The organism is Rhizobium bangladeshense, assembly GCF_017357245.1.
Classification (GTDB): domain Bacteria; phylum Pseudomonadota; class Alphaproteobacteria; order Rhizobiales; family Rhizobiaceae; genus Rhizobium; species Rhizobium bangladeshense.
Map to the genome: position 1 here is coordinate 110,168 of NZ_CP071617.1, position 22,886 is coordinate 133,053.

At 60.0% G+C, this 22,886-nt stretch carries 15 protein-coding genes and 2 pseudogenes; 6 read left to right on the forward strand and 11 right to left on the reverse strand.

Annotated features, from left to right (window positions below; translation table 11 throughout):
- Positions 1-14 precede the first annotated feature (14 nt).
- The 3 genes and pseudogenes from J2J98_RS29680 to J2J98_RS29690 all read left to right on the forward strand — a co-directional run bounded on the left by J2J98_RS29680 (position 15) and on the right by J2J98_RS29690 (position 5,645).
- Positions 15-407, forward strand: a complete 393-nt coding sequence (locus J2J98_RS29680) for a response regulator (RefSeq protein ID WP_207604288.1) — start codon at positions 15-17, stop codon at positions 405-407.
- A gap of 150 nt (positions 408-557) precedes the next feature.
- Positions 558-1,580: a chemotaxis protein CheB gene (locus J2J98_RS29685; RefSeq protein ID WP_207604169.1), complete on the forward strand. Its 1,023-nt coding sequence runs from the start codon at positions 558-560 to the stop codon at positions 1,578-1,580.
- Between the two features lie 64 nt (positions 1,581-1,644).
- Positions 1,645-5,645, forward strand: a pseudogene (locus tag J2J98_RS29690) (CheR family methyltransferase).
- A 146-nt stretch (positions 5,646-5,791) separates the two neighbouring features.
- Here J2J98_RS29690 and J2J98_RS29695 read toward each other — a convergent pair.
- Both J2J98_RS29695 and J2J98_RS29700 read right to left on the reverse strand, forming a co-directional pair.
- A complete protein-coding gene (locus tag J2J98_RS29695) occupies positions 5,792-6,055 on the reverse strand; it encodes a hypothetical protein (protein WP_207604170.1) in 264 nt (87 codons plus the stop codon).
- A 337-nt stretch (positions 6,056-6,392) separates the two neighbouring features.
- Positions 6,393-6,590 carry a hypothetical protein gene (locus tag J2J98_RS29700; protein WP_246569500.1) on the reverse strand — a complete coding sequence of 66 codons (198 nt, stop codon included), beginning with the start codon at positions 6,588-6,590 and terminating at the stop codon, positions 6,393-6,395.
- Between the two features lie 424 nt (positions 6,591-7,014).
- Here J2J98_RS29700 and J2J98_RS29705 point away from each other — a divergent pair.
- Positions 7,015-7,285, forward strand: a pseudogene (locus J2J98_RS29705) (IS66 family transposase); the annotation flags it as partial.
- 99 nt (positions 7,286-7,384) lie between these two features.
- Here the strand turns inward: J2J98_RS29705 and J2J98_RS29710 are convergent.
- Together J2J98_RS29710 and J2J98_RS29715 are read right to left on the reverse strand one after the other, a co-directional pair.
- Positions 7,385-9,286: an adenylate/guanylate cyclase domain-containing protein gene (locus J2J98_RS29710; protein WP_207604172.1), complete on the reverse strand. Its 1,902-nt coding sequence runs from the start codon at positions 9,284-9,286 to the stop codon at positions 7,385-7,387.
- Between the two features lie 232 nt (positions 9,287-9,518).
- Positions 9,519-11,495, reverse strand: coding sequence for a putative bifunctional diguanylate cyclase/phosphodiesterase (locus J2J98_RS29715; protein ID WP_311044039.1), 1,977 nt, complete (start codon positions 11,493-11,495; stop codon positions 9,519-9,521).
- 257 nt (positions 11,496-11,752) lie between these two features.
- On the opposite strand from J2J98_RS29715, the gene J2J98_RS29720 reads away from it, so the two are divergent.
- Positions 11,753-12,796: a class I SAM-dependent methyltransferase gene (locus J2J98_RS29720; RefSeq protein ID WP_207604173.1), complete on the forward strand. Its 1,044-nt coding sequence runs from the start codon at positions 11,753-11,755 to the stop codon at positions 12,794-12,796.
- Positions 12,797-12,967: 171 nt separating this feature from the next.
- Here the strand turns inward: J2J98_RS29720 and J2J98_RS29725 are convergent, their stop codons facing one another.
- The 5 genes from J2J98_RS29725 to J2J98_RS29745 form a co-directional block, all read right to left on the reverse strand.
- Positions 12,968-14,197 (reverse strand): MFS transporter, encoded by a 1,230-nt coding sequence (locus tag J2J98_RS29725; protein ID WP_207604174.1) that lies wholly within the window; start codon positions 14,195-14,197, stop codon positions 12,968-12,970.
- A gap of 115 nt (positions 14,198-14,312) precedes the next feature.
- On the reverse strand, positions 14,313-15,368 hold the full coding sequence (locus tag J2J98_RS29730; protein WP_207604175.1) for an NAD(P)-dependent alcohol dehydrogenase: 1,056 nt from the start codon (positions 15,366-15,368) through the stop codon (positions 14,313-14,315).
- 114 nt (positions 15,369-15,482) lie between these two features.
- Positions 15,483-16,241 carry an alpha/beta hydrolase gene (locus J2J98_RS29735; RefSeq protein WP_259665046.1) on the reverse strand — a complete coding sequence of 253 codons (759 nt, stop codon included), beginning with the start codon at positions 16,239-16,241 and terminating at the stop codon, positions 15,483-15,485.
- A 17-nt stretch (positions 16,242-16,258) separates the two neighbouring features.
- Complete coding sequence (locus J2J98_RS29740; protein WP_138395775.1) at positions 16,259-16,555, reverse strand: putative quinol monooxygenase; 297 nt, start codon at positions 16,553-16,555, stop codon at positions 16,259-16,261.
- Between the two features lie 107 nt (positions 16,556-16,662).
- Positions 16,663-17,334: a type 1 glutamine amidotransferase domain-containing protein gene (locus tag J2J98_RS29745; protein ID WP_207604176.1), complete on the reverse strand. Its 672-nt coding sequence runs from the start codon at positions 17,332-17,334 to the stop codon at positions 16,663-16,665.
- Positions 17,335-18,217: 883 nt separating this feature from the next.
- On the opposite strand from J2J98_RS29745, the gene J2J98_RS29750 reads away from it, so the two are divergent.
- Positions 18,218-21,145 carry an ATP-binding protein gene (locus tag J2J98_RS29750; RefSeq protein WP_207604177.1) on the forward strand — a complete coding sequence of 976 codons (2,928 nt, stop codon included), beginning with the start codon at positions 18,218-18,220 and terminating at the stop codon, positions 21,143-21,145.
- A gap of 314 nt (positions 21,146-21,459) precedes the next feature.
- Here the strand turns inward: J2J98_RS29750 and J2J98_RS29755 are convergent, their stop codons facing one another.
- Together J2J98_RS29755 and J2J98_RS29760 are read right to left on the reverse strand one after the other, a co-directional pair.
- Positions 21,460-21,816, reverse strand: a complete 357-nt coding sequence (locus J2J98_RS29755) for a hypothetical protein (RefSeq protein ID WP_207604178.1) — start codon at positions 21,814-21,816, stop codon at positions 21,460-21,462.
- A gap of 97 nt (positions 21,817-21,913) precedes the next feature.
- Positions 21,914-22,849 carry a pirin family protein gene (locus J2J98_RS29760; RefSeq protein WP_064710490.1) on the reverse strand — a complete coding sequence of 312 codons (936 nt, stop codon included), beginning with the start codon at positions 22,847-22,849 and terminating at the stop codon, positions 21,914-21,916.
- Positions 22,850-22,886 lie beyond the last annotated feature (37 nt).

Here is a 22,886-nt window from a genome sequence, read left to right on the forward strand (position 1 = left end):
TGGAAAGGTGCCCGGTGGAAAAGAACAATCAGACCAGACTTTTCTCCGGAAAGCGCATCCTGGTTGTCGAAGACGAATATTTTCTCGCCGGCGAGACCCGACGGAGGTTGGAAGATCTTGGTGCAACCGTCGTCGGGCCAGCGGCAAACATTCGTAGCGCGCTCGAGCTAGTCGCTGTCGAGCAGGTCGATGCAGCCGTCCTTGACGTCCATCTTGGCGATGAGTTGGTGTTTGACGTCGCCGACGAACTGGAGAGACGAGAAATCAACTTCGTCTTTGCCACGGGATATGACCCATCCTTTATCCCACAGAAATACGAAGGCTTTGCGCTTTGCGAGCCGGCCGAACTCGAAAAGATTGCAGTCGCGCTCTTTGGTCCAGCCGACGGTTTGAAACGACTGAATTAATCGTCTCGCGGGTGAACTCTTCGGAGATATTGACGCCCGCTGGAGCAAGCAGGGCGCCCCCAGCGCCTTGCCGATATGCGGCTATGGTTCAATCGCGGGGAACCATGAGCGGCATCGGGTGTTGGGAGGTTAAGCCGAAAGGGTAAGACAATGACTTCCAGCGCCACCAAGGATATCATCGCTATCGGCGGTTCGGCGGGAAGCGGTGCGGTTCTCAAGACCCTTGTTGCCGACCTACCTGCCAACCTGCCGGCAAGCATATTTGTCACGACTCATGTTCCGGCGAACTATTCGGGCTACCTGCCTGAGATCCTGGCGGCACGCTCGAAGCTTCCAGTGACGCAGGCGGTTGACGGCCAGCCGATCGAGCGAAGTCACATTTACGTTGCCGCGCCCGATCGTCACCTTCTCCTCGCCGGTGAAACGATCAAGTTGGGCGGGGGCCCCAAGGAAAACATGGTGCGACCGTCGATTGATCCGATGTTTCGCTCTGCGGCCCTGTCGTTCGGCCCACGAGCTGTGGGGCTGATCCTGACCGGGATGCTCAATGACGGAGCCGCGGGACTGCAAGCGATCAAATCCCATGGCGGGACCGCGATCGTGCAGCATCCGCTCGATGCCGAGGCGGATCAGATGCCGCTCGCGGCGCTTGAGGCGGTGGAGGTCGATCATGTTGCCTCGGCAGCTGAGCTCGGCGGGCTGCTTGCCAGCATCGCCGGAAGCGAGGCAGGGCCGACAGTCGCTCCGCCGTCAGACGATCTGCGGCTGGAGGTCGGGATCGCCGCCGGCGCCCGGCTTGGCAGCGCGGAACTTCGGAAGATCGGATCTCCAACAGCCCTGACCTGTCCGGATTGCCACGGGGTGCTTTCCGAGGTTCGCGGTTCGCGGCCGCTGCGATTTCGGTGTCAGATCGGACACGCCTTTACCGCCGACGTCCTCGCTTCGCATATTGATGAGCTTGACGAGGCGATCAGGGTCGCCATGCGGATCATGGAAGAGCGTCTGACGCTCGTGGAACGGATGGCGCGGGACGCCCGCGACACCGGCCGCACTGCCGTCGCCGAGCTTTATGAAGCGAGGGCGTCCGAATATCGGCGGTATTCCGAGACCCTTCGGGACGCCGCTCTCACCTCCCTGCGCCTCGGCCGCGCGTTACGTTTCCAGGACCTGTGATAAAGTGGTATCTTTCTGCCGTGCGGACGGTTTAGATTCGTCGCGGCAGAGACATGGATAGACGATGGCTTACGACGAACGGGAAGACACGGAGCAACAGGCGGGCGCCTTCGAGCAGGATCAGCACGAACAGCCTCTCGTGATCGTCGGCATTGCGGTGTGTGCCCGCTCGCTTGCGTCGCTGGAACGGATATTCTCAGACATCGGCGTTGGCCTCGGCGCGTCCTACCTTGTGGCGGTAAGCCAGCAGGAGGGGCTCCGGCTCCATACGACGACCGTTCTCGAAATGCTGCGGCGGCAAGGCCGGCTGGCCGTGAAGGTCGCGGTCGATGGAGAGCCCATCCTTCAGAACCATATCTACATCGGCGGGTCCGACGATACGATGACCCTTGAAGATGGGCATATCCGCATTCGGGCGGCCTCGGAACCCATCGGCCATCGCGGCACCGTCGACACCATGTTGATCTCGCTGGCAGAGCATGCTCACGAACGCGCCATTGCGGTGGTCCTGGCCGGGCTCGAGAACGACGGCACCGCCGGGGTGGCGGCAACCAAGAAATTTGGTGGTCTCTCGATCGCGGAGATAGACGAGAGCGAAGACAGATCTCCCGAGGAAGCGGGAGGAGCGCTGGCGATCGCCGACCTCAGATTGCCGGCGCCGGGCATTGCAGGACAAATCGCGCTTTATGCCGGCAATGTCGCCGAGGAGGAAGATGTCGGCCTGGATGATGAGCCGGGGAGCGCCATGGAGGCGCAGATCACGCAGATCGCGACGATTCTGCGCAATGTCACCAGCCACGACTTCCACGGCTACAAGCGCGGGACGTTCACCCGGCGCGTTCAGCGGCGCATGCAGGTTCTGCAGATCGGCAATACCGACAGCTATATCGAGCGGCTGCGCGCCAGCCGTGACGAAGCGCAAAACCTGTTTCAGGACCTCCTGATCGGCGTGACCCAGTTTTTCAGGGACCCGGCGGAGTTCGAAGCTCTCGAGCGTGAAATTCCAAGGCTGTTCGAAGGCAAGGAGGCGGGCGACCAGTTGCGGGTCTGGGTGCTTGGCTGCGCTACCGGGGAGGAGGCCTATTCGATCGCAATGCTGCTGCGCGAGCATATGGCGACCATGGATTACCCCCCTGATGTGCAGATCTTCGCGACGGACCTCGATGCGCGTGCGCTGGGGATCGCGCGCGCCGGACGCTATTCCGCAGCCATCACCTCGCAGGTCCAGCCCGACCGGCTTGCCCGGTGGTTCGTGCGTGAGGGCGACACCTATTGTGTCGCCAAGGAATTGCGGGAGATGTGCATCTTCTCGCCGCACAACATTGTCAAGGATGCCCCGTTCTCCCGCATCGATATTCTGTCCTGCCGGAACTTGCTGATCTACCTCGACAGCGAGCTCCAAAACAGGGTGATCCCGATCTTCCATTTTGCGCTCAGGCCGAGCGGCATTCTGTTTTTGGGGTCGTCGGAAAACGTGACCCGTCACGCCAAGCTTTTTGCGCCCGTCGACCGCAAGAATCGCCTGTTTCGGAGGCTCGAGACAGCCACCCGCATCATTCCGGACTTTCCCCTCAGCCCACGGCCGCGCAGCCCGGACCATCCGCTTTCGGCGCCGGCTCCCACCTTGCAAACGGGGCGGCTGTCGGCGACGATCAGCCGCCAGGCAGAGGTGGTCGCCGAGCGCTTCGCGCCAGCCTATGTCGTCGTCGATTCCCATTATGACGTGCTGCACTTTTCAGGGCGCACGGGCCGCTATCTCGAGCCGATGTCGGGGACCGCGACGCTCAATCTCCTGAGCCTGGCTCACCGCGATCTGCGGCTCGACATGCGCTCCGCCCTCCAGCGTGCCACGACGGAAGCCGTCAAGGTGGAAGTCCCCAGGGTGCTGCTGCGCCAGGACGACCGCACCTACGCCGTCAACATCATTGTCGAACCGCTCGGCAGCGGCGACGTCACCTCGCTGATCGTTCTGTTTCAAGATGCCGGGCAGGTGGCCGAGGGCACGGCTCCTGACGGAGGCAGGCTGACCAGCGAAGAGCATGTTCAGCGTCTGGAGACCGATCTTCGCGTCACCCGGGACCGGCTTCAGGCGACGATCGAGGAATTGGAATCGACAAATGAGGAACTGAAGTCTTCCAACGAAGAGTATCAGTCCATCAATGAAGAGCTGCAGTCGGCCAACGAGGAGATGGAAACCTCGAAGGAGGAATTGCAGTCGGTCAACGAGGAGCTGCAGACCGTCAACGGCGAGCTTGCCCATCGCGTAACCGAATTGGACCGCACCAACTCCGACTTGAAGAACCTTCTCGAGGCGACGCAGATCGCCACCGTCTTCCTTGATAATGATCTGCGGGTCAGGAGTTTCACGCCGGCGGCGACGGAAATATTCCATCTCCTCGACACGGATGTCGGTCGGCCGCTGGACCACGTCGTCTCGCGGGTCGTATATCCGGAACTGCTCGACGATGTCCGCCTGGTTCTCAGAACGCTGGTGCCGGTCGACCGAAAGGTCAGCGACCCCGCCAACAACCGCCATTACGCCGCCCGCGTCCTGCCCTACCGCAGTGTCGACAACTATATCAGCGGGGCTGTCGTGACTTTCACCGACCTGACCGCGACTTACGAGGCGGAGGTGGCGCTTCGCCGCAGCGAGGAGCGCCTGCAGCGCGTTTTGGAGACGGATGCAGTCGGCGTGGTCTTCATCAATCAGGATGGCGTCATCTGTGATGCCAACGAAGTGTTCCTGAAGATGACGGGCTACACGCGCTCGCAGATGGAGCGCTCCGAACTGCACTGGCGGCGGCTCACGCCGGCGGAGCACCTCGCCGAGAGTGAAGCGCAGATGGCTGCGGTGAAGGAAACCGGCAAGCTCGGGCCCTATGAAAAGGAATATGTCCTCGCCGATGGGACGCGTCGCTGGATGCTGTTTGCCGGGCGCGATCTTGGCGACGGCACGATTGCCGAGTTCTGCATCGACATCTCGGCGCGCAAACAGGCGCAGGCCGCCCTGCGGCAGGGGGAGGAGCAGTTCCGCCTGTTCGGCGAGGCCTCTTCCGACGTGTTGTGGATCCGGGATGCGGAGACGCTGCAATGGATCTACCTGACGCCGGCGTTCGAGACCATTTACGGTGTCGATCGCGAGCAGGCCATGACGGGCAATAATTTCCGCAGCTGGGCCGAGCTGATCATCCCCGAGGACCGGGAACAGGCTCTTTCCGAGATCCGGCGGGTGCGAAACGGCGAACGCGTGGAGTTCGAATACCGCATCAGGCGTGCTTCGGACCATGAAATCCGCTGGTTGCGCAACGCCGACTTCCCGATTTTCGGAGAGGAGGGGAACGTTCAGCAGATCGGCGGCATCGGCCGCGATATCACCGATGAAAAAGCCTCTGCCGACCGGATGAAAGTGCTGGTCGCCGAGCTTCAGCACCGCACGCGCAATCTCATGGCAGTGGTCAGGTCGATGGCTGATAAGACCTTGCGGACAAGCGCCGACTTGCCTGATTTCTACCAGAGATTCTGCGACCGCCTGGATGTGCTGGCCCGTGTGCAGGGGCTTCTGTCACGGCTGCAGGAGGGGGAGCGCATTACCTTCGATCAGCTCATTCGATCCGAACTGGCCGCCCATGCGTACTGGATGGACAGATGGAACGGATCACGCTCGACGGCGTGGAGGGGGTACGGCTTCGCACGACCACTGTACAGACAATGGCCTTGGCAATGCATGAGCTCGCTACCAACGCGGTCAAGTACGGAGCATTCAGTCAACCCCAGGCGCATGTGACCATCGCCTGGCGTGTCGAGCAATCAGGCGAAGGCGGCAAGCCGTGGCTGCATGTTGACTGGCGGGAGAGCGGGGTGAAGATGCCGCCCGCTGATGCCGGGCCGCAAGGGGGCGGCCAGGGGCGGGAATTGATAGAGCGCGCGCTGCCCTACCAGCTGGATGCGAAGACCTCGTTCACGATGGGAGAGGACGGCATCCACTGCACAATTGCAATTCCTATTTCCCTTACCAACCTCGCCGAGGATGAGGTGACGACTGAGGGGAGGGTGTTGATCCAGTGAGTCCGTGTCGACGGCCTTCAGCAGGAGCTGGCTGAATTGAAGCCTCCGGGAGGCCGTCTCTGGTCCCCGGGTCATGCCGCAAGGTCTTCGCTGTCACTCTGGCGGGCAAGCGCTCTGGCTCGCGGCGAGACGTGACCTCTCGATCATCAAGAGGTCGAAGCACCTGCGGGGCCGCTTGCCTGATGTTTCTCGTCCCATTCAGACAGCTCTCCCTGAAGCCTATCCAGGTGAGCCAGATGCATGGCCTGCGACTCTTCAAAATTCGCAAGAAGTCGTATCGCTTCCGCCAGGTCGGCGCCACGGGTCGTCAATTCAGCCACGATCTCGCGCTGCCGAGCGACGTGCTGCCTTCCCAAGGCGACATGCTCTCGCGCCTGCTGCAAATTCTTCTCCACAATCGCGCGGTCCATGCCGCTCTCCTTCTCCAAAGTGCGCCGCATCAATTCGATTATGCGGCGCGCTTTGATTCTTGCTTTGATGCACGTCATTGTCCCGGAGCGACGGGCACTTCCGGGCGATATGCAATGGGAGCGATCATGCGCTTATTATTCAGATTTGGAAACTGCCTCGCCGCATCGTAGAGACTGCCGTTGACCTTGCCCTAGGCGCCCGCGATGCCCGGAATCCTGTGGGATCGCGCGCGTACTTATCGGCGAGGATCCCCGCAGATATTTCGCGACCCGAGGTCTCTGAGATGCAAAAGGCTAGCGAGATTCTTGGGGCCGCCTCAGGCGCGTCGCATACCCCTCAGAGCTGCGTCGGAGCGTCGGTCTCCACCTCGGCATAAAGCTGACCGCACAGCGTCAGCGATCGCCGTATCGCAGCGACGCGATCTTCGGCGTCTTTGGGCGAATAGGCCCAGATGTCGGTCGCCCAGCTCTTGCCGTCCATTTCGTACTGCAGGGCGAACCTATAGAGCCGTCGCTCATCCGCGTCGGTGCTCACGAAAGTGCGGTCGGGCTCACCGCGGCACTCTCTCACGCGGGGGAAACTCACAACATTCAAAACGTGTGCTCCTTGGGTTTACCTCGTCGCCAGGGCTCGAAAGGCCACCTTCCTTTGACTAACCTGATCGCCTTGATTTCGTTCCCGGCTTCTGGCGCGAGCAGTCCCATTCGCGGTCCAGCTCTTCAGGCAAGTTACATCGCTGTGCCAAATCCATCATGTACATACAGGTGATGTACATCGGCGAGGTTATGGAAAGGAGGATGTGATACATTGGAGGAAGGTATTCAAAAGCGGCAACTCCCAGGTCATCAAACGCGGGGAGACTGACATTCCAACTTTGCAGAAACAGGACACTTCAACTTTGCGGCTACACGCTATCTGGCATAAGCTGAATTATGGAACTGCCCGAGCGGCGCCGTTGCCAATCACCCGCAATGCATCAGCGCCGATTGCCGAGGATGGCGTCAAACGGATTGGTGAACTGTATCGCATCGAAGCCGAATTGGGCGGCCTTGACCTGGCGCCTCGCCTCCCCGGGCGACAAGAGCGGTCAGCGCCGCTGATCGAAGACATGCAGGCATGGCTCGTCCATCATCATGCCCGTGTCCCGACGAAGTCGCCACTCGGCGAGGCTTTGGCCTACATCGTCAAATACTGGGACGGCCTGAAGCCCTTCCTGACCGACGGCAATGGGAGCCAAAGCCACGCGCGATTACGGTCGCCTGTTCCGGGCGCCGCCAAAGCGCGATGCTCTGCGAGTGCGATCGGAAAGCAACGTGGATCTTGACGGTTCAAGCGGGTTGCATTGATTTCAGCGCAGTGGCGGTTTCAGGAGCCCTCGCCCTGGCGAGGTCCGCCAGAAATCTTTCCATCAGATCGGAATCGCCAAAGCGGCGATATTCCCTCTCCTTAGCCAAGGAGAGATCGGGACTGGCTTTCACCAGGCGCGCCATCATATCCTGCGCACCCGCCAGCTTCCCCTGGCCCGTGAGCACGGCTGTCTTGATCAGCAAGCAATCTTCTGCCTGCGGCGCACGGATCAGGCATTCGTCCAGCACCTTGTCCGCGTCATCCAGCCGGCCAGCCGCGTATAATGCTTGTCCATGGACATAGATATAATACTCCGGCGCCATAGGATGCAGGCGCCGGGCCCGTTCTGCATTGGCAACGGCGTTCGCGTATTCACCGAACCGCACCTGTGCCTTGGCGAGGGCCATGAGGCTATCGGGATCGTTCGGGTTGAGTTCGACGGCCTGCTGCGCCGCCTGCCTGGCGCCGGGGTAGTCTCCCTTGGCGGCAAGGCCGAAACTCAAGGCCTGATAGCCGCTGGCAAGATTTGGGTCGAGCCGGATCGCCTGACGCGCCTCGCTCAATCCCGTTTCGAGATCGGCATCGGTGGCAAGCCCGCTCACGGATTGCACCTTGTCCAGAATATAGGTCATACCGAGATGCGCCCGCGCGGCGGCATAGCTCGGGTCCAGCTCCAGGGCGCGCTGGAAAAGTGTCCGCGATGCCAGAAAGGCGTCCTTGTCTTTCGATCCGTGCCTGTACCGATCACGACCGCGGAGCACGAGGTCGTAGGCCTGCAGATTTTCCGTCGGCCGCCGCGCTGCATTTTCAATCTCGGAAACTCGAACATAAGAGACGAGATGGGCTACGATCTCCGACGTCAGCTCCGTCTGCACCGCGAAGACGTCATCGACACCCCGGTCATAGCTGCGCGACCAGATATGAGCGCCGCTACGGGAATCGATGAGCTGGGCCACCACGCGAAGCTTGTCACCCGCTCGCCGCGCGCTGCCTTCGACTATGTATCCGGCGCCCAATCTTTCGCCGATCTCGCGCACATCGGCCGGGCGACCACGCAAGGCAAATGTCGAATTCCGGGCGATGACCTGAAGCTCGGGATTGCGTGCAAGCTCCGTGATAATATCTTCGGTAAGCCCATCGGCGAAGTAGCCTTCGTCGGCTTTGTCGCTCATGTTGTCGAAGGGCAGCACGGCGACCGAAGGACGGACATCGACGCTCGCTATACCCGACAACAAGGCGACGCCATTCGAAATCTCCCGGGAAATCCCCCTGAACGGGGGAACGTCTGCCAAGGCCGCCGCGCCGCCGATAACGGCAATGGCAGCGGCATAAGGTGCCGCACGACGAAGCATCTGGCGAGGGCGGGAAAGCCGCTGCCAAAGCGCGGGACCGGCCGTCAGTCGCACGGCATAAACATCCAAGGGTTCGGGAATGTTCTTGGCCTGGCGCCGACCAATTCGATAGAAGAGCTTCGCCCTCTCCCTTTCGGCGCTTCGCACTACGGCCGCACTCACGAAGATGCTGCCGGGCTCCGCCATGGACTCAAGACGTGACGCGACATTTACGCCGTCGCCGAATACGTCGCCATTGTCTTCGATGACGTCACCGAGATTGATGCCTATGCGAAGGTTGAAGGTTCGATCGGCAAAGCCGCGCTGGATCTCAATGGCAGCGTCAAGCGCTTCGTTGACACTGGGAAAGGCCGCGAGAAATCCGTCTCCGGCGCTCTTGAAGGTGCGGCCACGGTGCTTCAGAATGGTCGGTGCGATCAACTCATCCAGAACGGAGCGGAGTTCGCTGTAGGTCCCCGCCTCATCCTCCGCCATATGACGGCTGTACCCGACGATATCGCCGGCCATGATCGCAGATAGCTTGCGTTCCACGGGGGGCTCCTCGGTGATTTCCTATCGGGTATCATATAGCGACGGCAGGTGCCATTCACAGTTCGGTGTGCCATTTTTTCAGGGTGGCAGCTGAAACCGTGCAAGCAATGATGTGCGTCATCAAACAAGAGGTCTCTGCGGTTGATGGAAACAGAAGATGAGAGCCCTCATTGGGAATCCGGCCTCAGTCAAAGGTTGAACCTATGTCCATCTCCGAAACAGGCGTTTAGTATCAAAGCTTCCTGGCCATGCTGAACGGCAGCACGTTATCAGTTTCAAGCTGAGCTGCCGGCGCCGGCCGTCCAATGTAATATCCCTGAATCTGGCTGATTCCGTACTGCTGCATCAGCCGCTGATGTTCAATGGTCTCGACGCCTTCAACGAGGATCCTCACACCCCGGTTGCGCAGCAGGCTGATGATGTCGAGCAGCATCCTCTTCCCTCTCTCCGTGTTGCAGTCATGGAGGAAGGATCGATCGATCTTGACGGTGTCGAATTCTATCAGGCGAAGCCATGAGAGCCCGGCGAACCCTGTGCCGAAGTCGTCGAGCCAGACTTGAGCGCCCAGCTTTCTCAAGTCGCTGATGCAACGAACCACATCCTGGTCGATTTCCAGCTCCACGCCCTCGGTAATTTCGAAAGCAAGCCGAGCGCCGGCCACGTCGAATTCTGCTAGTGTTGCTGCGACATAGCTGGCGAAACCTGGCTTCTTAAGTTCAATCGGCGAAACGTTGACGCTGGCAACTTGCACCAGGTCGGTTGCCAACAAGTCCCGGCAAACAGTGCGAATTGCCCATCGGCCAAGTTGGATGATAGAACCTGTCCTTTCCGCAACTGGGATAAATATCGCAGGCGACACGGGCGTCCCGTCCAACATCCTCAAACGCATCAAAGCTTCAACGCCGTCCGTCTTGCCTGTCTGGATGTTGCGGATCGGCTGATAGACGAGGGAGACGAGGCCGTGTTCGAGCGCGATTTTCAGGGTCGCGGCTATATCCTCGCTGTCATCTCTGCTCTGCGGGTCCTCAGGATCGAAGACCACGAGGGTGTTGCGACCACTTGCCTTGGCAGCATAAAGCGCGCGGTCAGCTTCATGAATGACCTTGTCGACCTGCCTGGTCTCATCCCGTGTATAGGATACGCCGACACTTACGGTGATGACAGTGGTCCCGTCCCGCCTGTGCTCGTGTGGCCAAGCCAGTGCTCGGACAGCCGCACACATTGCTTCTGCGAGTTCGGTCGCTCTTTCCGCATTCTGCATTGGTGTGATGACGATAAATTCTTCACCCCCGTATCGCCCGATGATCGAGCCGCAGGACGAGGCGACGCTTTGGAGAAGCTGGGAAACGGCGACAAGGCACCGGTCACCCTCCTGATGGCCATAATAGTCGTTATAGTGCTTGAAGTAATCTACATCGATCAACAGGACGGCAAAGGGCGCCCTATCGTCCTGCCAGCGTTGCCAACAATCACGCAGACGTTGATCGATTGCCCGGCGATTTTCCAGGCCGGTCAAGGAGTCGGTGTTTGAGAGATGCAAAAGAGCCTTGCCCCTTTCGTCGGCGGCAGCTTGCTGCAAACTCGCTTCAAGAGCATTCAGGAAGACTTTATAGCGCTCTCTGTTGAGCTGCAGGTTCACGTAAGAAGTAAAAATGAGGCAGGAGATGCAGAACGCACCGAGGATCAGCTTGTGGAGAAGCAACATAGGCGCGAATAGATAAAGCGCGCCGATGAAGATGAGCATATTCGTCACGGATGACGCAAGAGCCAGCGGAAAGCGGAAGCTGAAGAACAAGTTGACGCTCATCATGAAGATCGCGCCAAAAACCATATAGTATGAGAACGCGTCCCTGACCGTGGTCATCTGGGCGGTGAGAAGCCAGACAAGATAAGCTGCCAGCACGGACGCCGCCGCGGCCATGTCGACGGTATCGGCTTTTGACTTGCGGTAGAGCAAGAGTTCCAGCATGCATAGCGCACTGACGCCAACTGCCAGCCGGCCAGCGATCGTGTACCGGACGACATCGCCAATAAAAAGATAGTCAGTGACAGAGTATGCGAGGTAGGCAGCTACCGCTATCCAGAGACCGTTGCGGGTGGCGGTCTTTCGGCTGCTTTCGCTCTTCTTGTTATAAAGGCAACGCAACTGTTCTGGCGACAGCGTCGGCCGCATGGTGGCGACTGCCGTCTCGGCTAACACGTGCATCATGCCCCTGCCACCCAACATCCTGCAGCCGTTGCCCTACGCAGACCGCTAGCTGAAGCTGGATAGCCCTACGCAGACACCACATCAACCGATAACGCTCGAACGAACGCTAAGCGGGCGGAGTATCTCTCGGGTTCACTAATATTTTCTAAAATTAATAGGTGTACTGGCGACCGCGGCCGCCAACCTTGACTTGACCTTTGCGAGAATACTGAGAATTTTATGCAATCGATTAAATTCTTATTCACCAGTGAGGTTCCGTGGCTCAGCCCCTCTTTTCTCTTGATGGCCAAAGCTTGATCACTCCGCAGTCCGTCAGCAACAATTTCCTCTCACCTGACCAGAATTACCAAACAGACATCCTGCGAACTGCGGAAGCCGAATTTGCGATCGTCATCAACATCGCAATGCAGCGGTTCGCCGGAGGCAAAGACCTGCCTGGCGCAGTCAGGTGGTTGATTGGTCAGCTCCACGACGTCCGCCAAAAATTCGGCGCTGCTACCTGGCAGAAGCTCATTCCGATTATTCAGGCCCATCCCTCGGCAAAGATTCTGCAGCAGTGCCCGTTCACCCGCTGGTCCTTCGAAAAACCGCGCGGCTATTCCGGTGATGCCGGTCTCATCGACTTTATTTATGGGCATCCGGCGGCGGCCGACGAAGTGGCCAGATCCACTCCTCTCGGTCTCGATATCTTCGAATACACGATAAACGCTCCCGGCCCGGTAGCCGTAAGGGAACGCCGCGACATCCTGACCCGCTACGTTGATGAGACCGCTGCGCGAACAGGTTCGGACACCGAGGTCCTGGCCATCGCCGCCGGTCATCTTCGCGAAGCGGAGACATCAACAGCACTCGCAGAAGGCCGCCTTAAACGCTGGGTTGCTCTTGATCAGGATCCCCAAAGTATTGGCTCGATCTCAAGCCAGTTTCACGGAACTGCGGTCGAGCCGATCGACGGCTCCGTGCGCGGCCTGCTGGCGCGAAAGCATCAGATCGGCAGCTTCGATCTGATCTACGCAGCAGGATTGTACGATTATCTCACCGATAAAGTTGCAATCCGACTCACGCAGATCTGCATGGAAATGCTGAAGCCTGGTGGCGTCTTTCTATTTGCCAACTTCTCCGATGAAATGGCGGATGACGGGTACATGGAATCCTATATGAACTGGGAGCTCCTCCAGCGTTCCGAAGCCGACATGTGGCGTATTGCCAATGCTAGCGCGGCGGAAAACACGGTCGATAAGACAGTCTGGTTCGGTAGCAACCGCAACATCATCTACAGCACGATCAGAAAGCTGTCGTAAGTTGCGACGGGCCGGGCGCGTCACAGCCGATGCGTCCGGATCCCGCGATGTTACTGCTCACAACCGGTACTGCCAACGGAGCAGATTGAACAACTGCGATCCCGCACTCTGCATTTGCTCTCTGAAATGGCATCTGCTGATGCCAAGGCCGGTGCGTCGGCGCGGAGCTGATCACGCTCCGGCGAGTTGGGGCGCACGTGGCTGCGTGACGGCGAACACGATCAGGCCAAGAAACGTGAGGGCGAAGCCAGCCCAGACTGCAGAAAGCAGGCCAAATCCCGCCGCGATTGCCGCCCCGCCGGCCCAGGCGCCGATGGCGTTGGCCACATTGAGTGCCGCGAGGTTCATCGCGCCCATCAATGTCGGGGCTTCCGGGGCGAAGCTTGCTAACCTCACTTGGATTGTGGGGATGGCAATCATCATCGTCGTGCCGACACCGAAGAGCCCGATCATGAGCAGCACAACATTTCCACCGAAGGATGCGAGAATTGCGAGCATAACCAGCGCGCTGCCGAAGCCGATGATGAGGCCCCTCGAGGGATGGTTGTCTGCAAGACTTCCACCAATGAGATTGCCTAGCGTCATACCGATGCCGAAGAGAGCGAGGGCTAATGGAATCCAGGCCCGGTCAATCATTGCAATATCAGTCACGAATGGTCCGATGAAGGTGTAGACGGCAAAGATGCTGGCGACCCCCAGCGCCGCGACGAGCATCATATTCCAGACAGATGCGCGGCGAAGCGAGCTCAGCTCCTGCGCGATCGATCCGCCATTCAATGCGTCGGCCCGCGGTACCCATACCGAGAGCGCCAGCAACGCCAGCAAACCTACCCCGGAAATGGCAAAATAGGTGTTCCGCCAACCGAGATTCTGCCCGAGGAAGGTAGCGACTGGCGAACCGATGATGGTTGCAACCGTAAGCCCGGTCATGACGAGCGCAAAAGCCTTGCCCCCATGTCCAGGTCCCACAATGTAGGAGGCGACCACGGCGCCCGCCCCGAAATAGGCGCCTTGGGGCATCCCGCTGACGAAGCGGGCGAACGCGAACATGCCAAGATTGACTGCGATTGCCGAGAGCACATTGCCGACGATGAAAAGGCAGAGCAACGCCAGGAGCAGAGTTTTCCGGTTGAAGCGGGCAGCCGCCAGGGTGACGAGCGGAGCCCCGATTACGACGCCAAAAGCATAGGCGGTGATCGCGTTCGTCGCCACCGGTATGCTGATATCGAGGCTTTCGGCAAAGAGTTGCAGAACCCCCATGCTGGCGAATTCGGACGTTCCAATACAAAAGCTTCCAAGGGCCAGCGCAAACAAGGTCAGACCCCGGCGCCGATGCTGCGCCTTGTCCGTGCAATAGGAGCTGACCGTCCTACATTGAGGTTCAAACGCTTTTTGGAGCATGTTCAGACTCCTCTGCACCGCTCGAGGGTGGGTTGATGATTGCCAGGCCTGGATCCGCGTCGCCAATTCAGAGGTTCCAGCGCGGCTGCGATGCCGTCATGCGGCCTCAACGGCATCAGAACTTCACGACCGCCCGCCCGACGACCTTGTTGTCTCGCTGGAGATCGAGATATTCGTTGATCTCATCGAAACCGATAGTCTTGATAGTGTGTTGGATTTTGCCTGCGGCGGCGAGCGCCATCACCTCGGCGAGGTCGGCGTTATTGCCCCAGAAAGACCCATGAAATGTCTGCTCGCCGGAGACTCGTGGGAACAACGGAATGTCGATGCGATCGGCGATGAAGCCGACATCGGCATAGTGGCCACTGATCGCCAACAAGGCGAAACCCAGTTGCATCATCTCCCGGGCGCCGGCGCAATCGATGATCGCATCGAGCTTGTCCTGCCCGGTGGCCTTCTTGAGCTCCTCGCCGATATCGCCAGTGGACCTGCCCTTGATATCGATGATGTGGTCGGCACCATAGCTCTTTGCGATGGCCAGCTTGTCCGGATTGCGGGCGAATGCAACCACAGTCGCACCGGCGCCAAGCAGCTTGGCATATTGGACCGCATAGGCACCGAGGCCGCCGATGCCGAACACGCCGATCACCCGATCAGGTCCCAGGCCACCGGCATCGCGGATCTTCTTGATGCCGCGATAGGGCGTCAATCCGGCATCCGTGAGTGGAGCAAGCTCTTCAAATTTCAAATGCTCCGCGACCTTGATCACGTAGCGGGCCGGAACGGGAATATATTCCGCAAAGCCACCATAGGAGCCGAAGCCGGGCCAACGCACGTTAGCGCAGATATGCGTGTTGCCGACCTGGCAGTGGCGACATACGCCATCGCCCCATCCGGGAGCGACCACGACATGATCACCTTCTTCGAGCCCCGCAGATTTTGAAACGACGCCGCCTATCTTCTCTATCGTACCGGTGATCTCATGGCCCGGAATGACCGGCGGGGGAATATCGCCGTAGTTCTGGAAAAATCCGTCGACCAGAAGAACGTCGGAGCGGCACATCCCGCATGCCGCAACCTTGACCAGAACTTCGTTCGGCTCGATATCGGGAACCGCTATGTCTTCCAGGACGAGCGGCTTGTGATATTGGAGTATGCGCGCGGCTCTCATGCGTTTCTCCTTTCCTCGATAACCTGGCTTCATCGACGGCTACCTCTGCAACCGCGATATTCTGCTCAATCCTTCTGGCACCCAGGGCCGTTAAGACGGCATGCGCGCATTGTCTTAGTTTGCCGGCGCAGCCGCGCTGGCGATAAAGTCTGCGACGTCCTGCGGATGCGAGAGCATCACGGCGTGGCTGGAGTCGATTTCAATGACCTTGGCGCCGGCACGCGCTGCCATGGAACGCTGCTGGCTGGGCGGAATCATGTGGTCGTTCTTCGTCACCATGAAGTAGGTGGGCTTGTCCTTCCACGCCGGCGCCGTGACTTTGGCCTCTACGGCGCCCAGCCCCCAGGGAACCTGAGACTCGGCCATGAACCTGGTCTTGGCGGAGTCGACGTCCGCTGCGAAGGACGTCGGGAACTTGGCCGAGTCCACCAAGAGGAAACCGTCGCTAGGCGGAAGCAGCGGCGCCTTGTCCTCGCCGGGCGTCGGCACCGTGGCGATGTCGTGGACCGACTCACCTGCTTCAGGCGCAAATGCCGCCAAGTAAACCAGGCTCTTGACCTTGGGCAGGCTGCCGGCCTCGGAAATTACTGCTCCACCATAAGAATGCCCAACCAGAACGACCGGTTTGCTGGCCCTGCCAATGACGTGCCTGGTGGCATCTACGTCACCCTGCAGGGTAACGGTTGGATTCTGGACGGCCAGAACCTCGTAGCCGTCGGCGGAGAGGATGCGGTGGACGGCCTGCCAGCCCGAAGCATCGACGAAAGCGCCGTGCACCAGCACGATGGACACGGGCTTGTCGGCCGCGTGGCCGACGACGGCGGAAGCGGTTGTGATCATGACAGCGAGCAATCCTGTTATCGCGCTTTTCATCGGAGTTCTCTCCAGGGTTAATCGACCTCGACCGGGTCGAGAGTGATCGGTGTCCGATCGGCGAGATCGCCGATCCTGGCGGCATAGTCCTTGAAGTGCGGAGTGTCGCGATGGGCGGCGACAGCCGCGTCATCGGCATAAAGCTCGTCGAGCACGAAGCGGTCATGATTGGCCTTGTCTCGCCATATATCCCACCGCAGATTTCCAGGCTCGGCCCGGCTGCGCACCCGCATTGCGGACAGGAGCGTTCGGAGTTCGGATGCCTTGCCGGGGTGCCCGGTCAGGATACCCACAATCTTCACGTGAGCGGACATGGTTCATTCCAATCTTGGACTTGGCCCATCTTGGACGTGAGTTGGGCAAGTGTCGGCTGCGGGCTGCAACCGGCGAACCGCGACGACGTGCCGGCCGGTTCACAAACTCATGCCTGCTCTCTCAGAGCAGTGAGCAACTCTTTTGCCAGCGGTCCCGCCGAGGCAGGATTCTGGCCGGTGATGAGGCGGCCATCGACGACAACATGCGGTTCCCAGTTGGACGCAGACGAGTATTCGGCGCCTTCCGCCCTCAATGCGTCCTCGAGTTCGTAAGGCACGTCATCTCGGGCGTAGTCATATTCCTCTTTCTTCGAGAAGGAGGTGAGCTTCTTGCCGCGCACGAACGTGCCGCCACCGAGGTCCACGCCGAGCAATGAGCACGGGCCGTGACAAACGGCGCTCACGAGCTTGCCCGTGCTCCAAGCCCGCACGACGGCCCTCTGGACGTCCGCATTGCGCTGGATGTCGACCATCGGCCCGAGGCCGCCGGGGATCAGGATGGCGTCGTAATCCGCGGCGTCCACCTCGGCTAACTTGCGGCTGTGATTGAGGCGACGAAAGGCCTCGCTCCCAAGGAATCCTTTCTGGGCAGGGTCCTTCTCGTCGTAGGCGTCGTATGGCGTCCATCCGCCGGCAGGTGATGCGAACTCCACCGCGACACCGGCCGTGTCGAGCACATCGAAAGGATGAGCGACCTCGGCGAAAAAGAAGCCGGTCTTGCGGTTGTGCGGGCCGATCACGGCCGCGTTGGTGACGATGAACAAGACGTGTTTTGTCATGGCTTTCCCCTTGAAAATGATTCAGTCGAGGATTCCGCTTCAGGGCGGCGTCCGCCGTCTCAATGGAGTGGTGACCTTGCACGGACGCGACAGCATCACTGCCTGGCCGCTAACTGATTCCGTGGCCTGGCGCGCCTCCGCGCTTCGCCATCTATTGCAGCATGCTGGGCGCCGCATGCTCGGCAATCCCATGCCGGTCCGCGCCTCATGCGTCCGCAACCTCACTATCGCCGCCTGGTGCCGTTAGACCCATAGCCGCGCCCTGAGGTGCTGAATTCCTTTAATGAGCTTCTTCAAATGCTCAGCCGCTTGGGCTGCCGCACGTTGCAAGCGGCCATCCGCGACCAAAGACGATCCATGCGTCGGGCAACTGGATCTTTACTCACGCAGCGAGTTTACATCGAATCCCGCGTGCCGCCCGTTAATCATGGTAAAATTTGGTAATGAGCTTCTGCGACGAGACCTTCTCGCCAGCTAATCCCGTTCCAATGGCGCCGGCGCGGCCGATATCTCGCCTGATGTTCCGGCCGAAAGCCTTGGCCCTTCGCCGCCGACTGCATCAGTTCTGCTCGAACCGGCGCAGGATTGCCTGGGGTGCTCGCAATACTGGCCGAGAACGAGTATTATAGATTGGTTATTCGCATATATTATGATTGTCCAAGTGCGCCGGGTTTCGCGTTCGATAAGATTCATCTGAGTGCCGCGCCGCGACCCGTTTAAGCGGCTCGCGGGTTTTTGCTGTTTTGTGCCGACATTCCATTAGGCGCGCAGATAGGCTCATAAGCAGCCCCGGAGTTGGACGCTGCGCCTTTCGCTTCGGTGGCTGGTCGGCAGACTGCTATCAAGTTCAGTTCGGTAAGAAGGAATCTTGAGGGAAAAGATTGTGACGAGCGACCTTGCCGAGCAGATTTCCCGGTCCTTCTCCTTCGGGCCCTTCGTGCTCATTCCCGAGCGCCAGTTGCTCTTGCAAGGCGATGCCCCTGTTCGCATAGGTGGCCGCGCACTGGATATCCTGACGACACTGGTCGAGCGCCCGGGGGAATTGGTCAACAAGCGCGAATTGATCACACGCGTTTGGCCGGACGTCGTTGTCGATGACGGAAACCTCAAGGTCAACATGGCTGCCTTGCGGCGAGCCCTCGGCGATGGCGCCGGGACGACGCAATACATAGCGACGGTTACCGGGCGGGGCTATCGGTTCATTGCGCCAGTCGAGGTCGTCAGAATGTTCGGCTTCGCGCCACCCGCAGCGGCGGCGAGAAAGCGCAGCCACAATCTACCGATCGCGACGACGAGGGTCTTCGGAAGGGCCGAGGCGATTGAAACCATTCGACGCGAGTTGAATTCATCCCGTTTGGTGTCGGTTGTCGGTGCCGGCGGCATCGGAAAGACGACGGTGGCGCTGGCCGTCGCCGAGCAGACGATCGGCGTGTTCAGAGACGGTGTCTGGCTGATCGATTTGGCGCGGTTAAAGGATTCGTCGCTCGTGCCCTATGCCGTTGCGGCTGCAATCGGTCTGGCAACGCACTCCGCGAATATGCTCGCTGCCTTGGGCAGCTATCTCCGCGATTGCGAAATGCTCCTCGTGTTCGACAATTGCGAGCACATCATTGAAGCGGCCGCCTCCTTTGCGGATCGGATTCTGGCCGAAGCGCCAGGCATCAGGATTCTCGCCACCAGCCGAGAGCCGCTCGGTGTGAGAGGCGAACGCGTCCGCAGGCTATCGGGATTGGCCGCGCCACCTGCGTCGTCCGACCTGAAAGCTGCCGAAGCGCTCGGCTATCCCGCCATTCAACTCTTTGTAGATCGCGCGACCGACAGGCTGGAGTCCTTCGAACTGAGCGACGCCAACGCGCTGACGATTACGGAAATTTGCCGGCGGCTCGACGGCCTTGCGTTGGCGATCGAACTTGCGGCGACACGCGTCGATTCCTTCGGCACGGACGGGTTGCTCGCGCATCTGGACGGTCGATTTCGCTCCCTGAGTGGGCATCGCGCCGGCCCCAAGCGCCATCGCACGCTGACGGCGATGATCGACTGGAGCTACGATACTCTCACGGAGAGCGAATGTGCGGTCATGCGCCGGCTGTCGGTCTTTGCCGGTTCGTTCGATCTCGATTCGGCCTGCGCCGTCGCCGGCGACGATTTCGACCGGGTGGTGCAGGTGATCGACGACGTCGCCAACCTGGTCGCAAAATCCCTGCTTTCGGTTGACGTCGCCGCCGACAAGCTTGTCTACCGGCTCCTGGAGACGACGCGCGGATATTGTGGCGAGCGGCTGCAACTGAGCGGCGAGGAGGAGGTCGTCCGCCGTCGGCATGCGGAGCATATTTGCACGGTTCTGGAGCGCGCAGCGAGCGAGTGGGCGCAAAGACCGGCCCCGGATTGGGCTGGTGCCTACGGAGGCGTCCTCGACGATCTGCGCTCGGCGCTGGACTGGGCCGGAGGGGTCGCCGCGGACAAATCGCTGTACGCCCGGCTCGCGCTCGCGGGAAGCCTGCTCTGGAACCACTTCTCTTTTACCGAAGAATGCCGCGTTCGCGTCTCGCGGGCGCTCGAGGAACTCGATGCAGCGGGGCTTGTCGGGACGGCGGCAGAGATGCAGCTTCAGGTGTCGTTCGCAGGCACGACGATGTTCACGCGCGGCGCCATACCCGTGGCCATGGATGCGATGCGACGGGCATTGGAAATTGCCGTTCGGATCGGCGACATCGACCATCAGCTCCGTTGCCTGCGGATGATCGGTACATACCAGCTCTTCAGCGGCGAGCACAATGCCGGGATCGGGACGCTTGAGACCTTCATTTCAATCGCCACCGCGGCGGACCCTTCCGCGTTGCCGGCGGGAGAAACGCATTTGGCCGTAGCCGATCTACTCATCGGCCGGCTGGAAGGCGCCCGGGAACGTATTGAACGTTTTTATGGGAACTACTTGAAAGACTCCAACGACCCGCGGTTCGCGCGTTTCCTGTACGATGGAAATGTCGATGTGGGGATTATCCTGTCGCACATACAGTGGCTGACGGGTTTGCCCGACACGGCCGCGCGCACCACAGAGGTCACAATCGCGCTCGCGCGAAAGACCGGGCATGAGCTTTCGCTCAGTAATGCGCTCGCCTGGGCCAGCCTAACCTTTCTGATGAGCAGGCGTTATCAAGAATGTGACCGCTTTGCCGCGATGCTTGACGATCAAATCGTACGGCATGGTATCGTCATCTGGCGGCCTGTTGCCACTTTCTGTCGCGGAGCAGTGGCGTGTGCTCAAGGGGACATGGCGGGCGAAGTTTTGGGCGTGCTCGAACAAGCTGTTGAAGAGTTCCGCGCTATCAGGCATCTAGCGCGGTTCCCTTTCTATCTCGGAGGCTTTGCGGACGCACTAGCCAAGTACGGTCGGCTAATCGACGCCGCCACTGCCATCCAGGAAGCGATCGATTGCGCGCAAGAGCACAACGAGCAGTGGTGCGTTCCTGAGCTGCTGCGCATCCAGGCGTCCATTCTGTCGGCCGAGGCCCGCCGCGATGAGGCGGAAGCACTCCTCATCGAGTCGATGGCGTTGGCCGAGAAAATCGGTGCGTTGTCGTGGCGATTGCGATCAGCCTGCGATCTCGCAAGCCTCTGGCAAATACGATTGCGGGCGCATGATGCGCGCAAAATGCTGCAACCGGTTTATAATGAATTCACTGAAGGATTGGAAACGCACGACCTTGCCCTCGCAGCCGACCTGCTCGCCTCCCTTGCGCACCTTGGAGAGGACAAAGAGGTTAAAACCAATCTCGCCGACTTCGTCCCTCAAACTGGATGCGAACTCTAAGGGTGAGATGAAGTGGTAAGGAAGAAGATGACGGGTCAGCTACTATGACCAACCGTATGGCAGCGTTCGAGCACGATGATTTGCAGCGAGCGCTGGCCCTATGACGAGAACATTCCTCCAACAGCAAGGTTAGGACGCGGTCCTCGTTCCAAAGCCCTGAGGGTTCCCATCCCGGCTCATCAGAAACTAACGGCTGGCTTTTTCCTGCCATGCGGCCGTGGGTGGCCGTTTTCGCTTGGTTCGGAAGCGCGGTATTCAAGATCCTCCCGCAGCGAAGAAACCCCGGCGGGTCTTGGGAACGGCGAATTCGGTCATCAATCCCTGTCACCCTCCCTTGGCGGATAAACTTCGATGTTCGCTGACCAGTAGTGTCTGGCAATGTTCTGGCTGTTGCGGATGACGTGATATGCAATATCGGGATCACCTCCTTCGAAAGTGTCGGGATCCGCACCGCACATCAGGCAGTACATGCGCTGATGAACGACAGCAGCGAAGTACTCAAGCGTCGGCGCCATGCCATGCTGGCCGATTGCCGTCATGACTTCGCAAGCGTGATTTCTTGCCTCCGTCAGAACTGCAAGGATTGCGTTCGACAACATCTTGTCAGTGCGGTGGATAACCTCGGCGATCTGCATCTCGGCAGGATCTTTGCCGGCATTGCCTTGTCGCATGGGCTTTTCCTTCGATCCTCGTGCCGGAATTCAGCCGCCGTCGGGTACCATCGTGCTGTACGACAGGTAGTTTTTCGCGCTGTCGGTGAACTCGCGGTCAGTCCGGAAGAGGAATGAACTCACCACGATCGCCGATCGGAAGGTCGAAGCGTCCCTCCCCCCACTTTCCGGCTCGCCACTCCGCCTTCGCTTCTTCGATACGTTCCTTCGACGAGGCAACGAAATTCCACCAGATATATCTGGGTCCTGAGAAGGTGGCGCCGCCGAGGATCATGATCCTCGCGCCCTTTTCACCCGCCGCCACCGTGATCCTGTCTCCGGGACGAAACACCATCATTTGCATCGCTGCGAACTCTTGCCCGGCGACGGAGATCGAACCGTCGACAATGTAGATCGCACGGTCTTCATGCTCGTCCGGCATCGGCAGACGCGCGGCCGGAGCCAGTTCGACGTCCGCATAGAAGGTTTGCGAAAGCATCCTGGCGGGCGCCTGCTCGCCGTAAGCGCTACCGAGGATAAGTCGCGCCGAGATACCGTTATCCTCGATCATGGGCAGCGCGTTCTTGGCGTGATGTTCGAATGACGGGGTCACATCCTCATGGCTTTCGGGCAGAGCCAGCCATGTCTGGATTCCGAACAAGCTGTTCGGGCCGGTCCGCGCTGCGGCACTCGTGCGTTCCGAGTGAGATACGCCCCTGCCTGCGACCATCCAGTTCAACTCTCCCGGTCTTATGATCTGGTCGGCGCCGGTGCTGTCCCGATGGTGAAAGTCGCCGCGATAGAGGTAGGTGACGGTGCCGAGGCCGATGTGAGGGTGGGGACGAACGTCGATGCCCTGCCCGGTCAGGAGTTCGGCGGGGCCGGCCTGATCGAAGAAAATGAACGGCCCGACCATCTGCCGTTTCGGCGCGGGCAGAGCGCGACGGACTTCGAAGCCGCCTAGGTCGCGGGCTCGGGGAATGATCAGCGTTTCAATCGCGTCCACGCCCACTTGATCAGGGCATCCGGGTTCGATGCCGGGGTTCCAGCTCATTCAATACGTCCTTCTAGTGGCGGTTTCATCCGACGCG

Coding starts and splice junctions, on each gene's coding strand:
- J2J98_RS29760 (WP_064710490.1), bottom strand. CDS start 22,849: ATGAGCTGGAACCCCGGCATCGAACCCGGATGCCCTGATCAAGTGGGC.
- J2J98_RS29745 (WP_207604176.1), bottom strand. CDS start 17,334: ATGACAAAACACGTCTTGTTCATCGTCACCAACGCGGCCGTGATCGGC.
- J2J98_RS29755 (WP_207604178.1), bottom strand. CDS start 21,816: ATGCGACAAGGCAATGCCGGCAAAGATCCTGCCGAGATGCAGATCGCC.
- J2J98_RS29685 (WP_207604169.1), top strand. CDS start 558: ATGACTTCCAGCGCCACCAAGGATATCATCGCTATCGGCGGTTCGGCG.
- J2J98_RS29725 (WP_207604174.1), bottom strand. CDS start 14,197: ATGCTCCAAAAAGCGTTTGAACCTCAATGTAGGACGGTCAGCTCCTAT.
- J2J98_RS29735 (WP_259665046.1), bottom strand. CDS start 16,241: ATGAAAAGCGCGATAACAGGATTGCTCGCTGTCATGATCACAACCGCT.
- J2J98_RS29730 (WP_207604175.1), bottom strand. CDS start 15,368: ATGAGAGCCGCGCGCATACTCCAATATCACAAGCCGCTCGTCCTGGAA.
- J2J98_RS29695 (WP_207604170.1), bottom strand. CDS start 6,055: ATGGACCGCGCGATTGTGGAGAAGAATTTGCAGCAGGCGCGAGAGCAT.
- J2J98_RS29740 (WP_138395775.1), bottom strand. CDS start 16,555: ATGTCCGCTCACGTGAAGATTGTGGGTATCCTGACCGGGCACCCCGGC.
- J2J98_RS29715 (WP_311044039.1), bottom strand. CDS start 11,495: ATGATGCACGTGTTAGCCGAGACGGCAGTCGCCACCATGCGGCCGACG.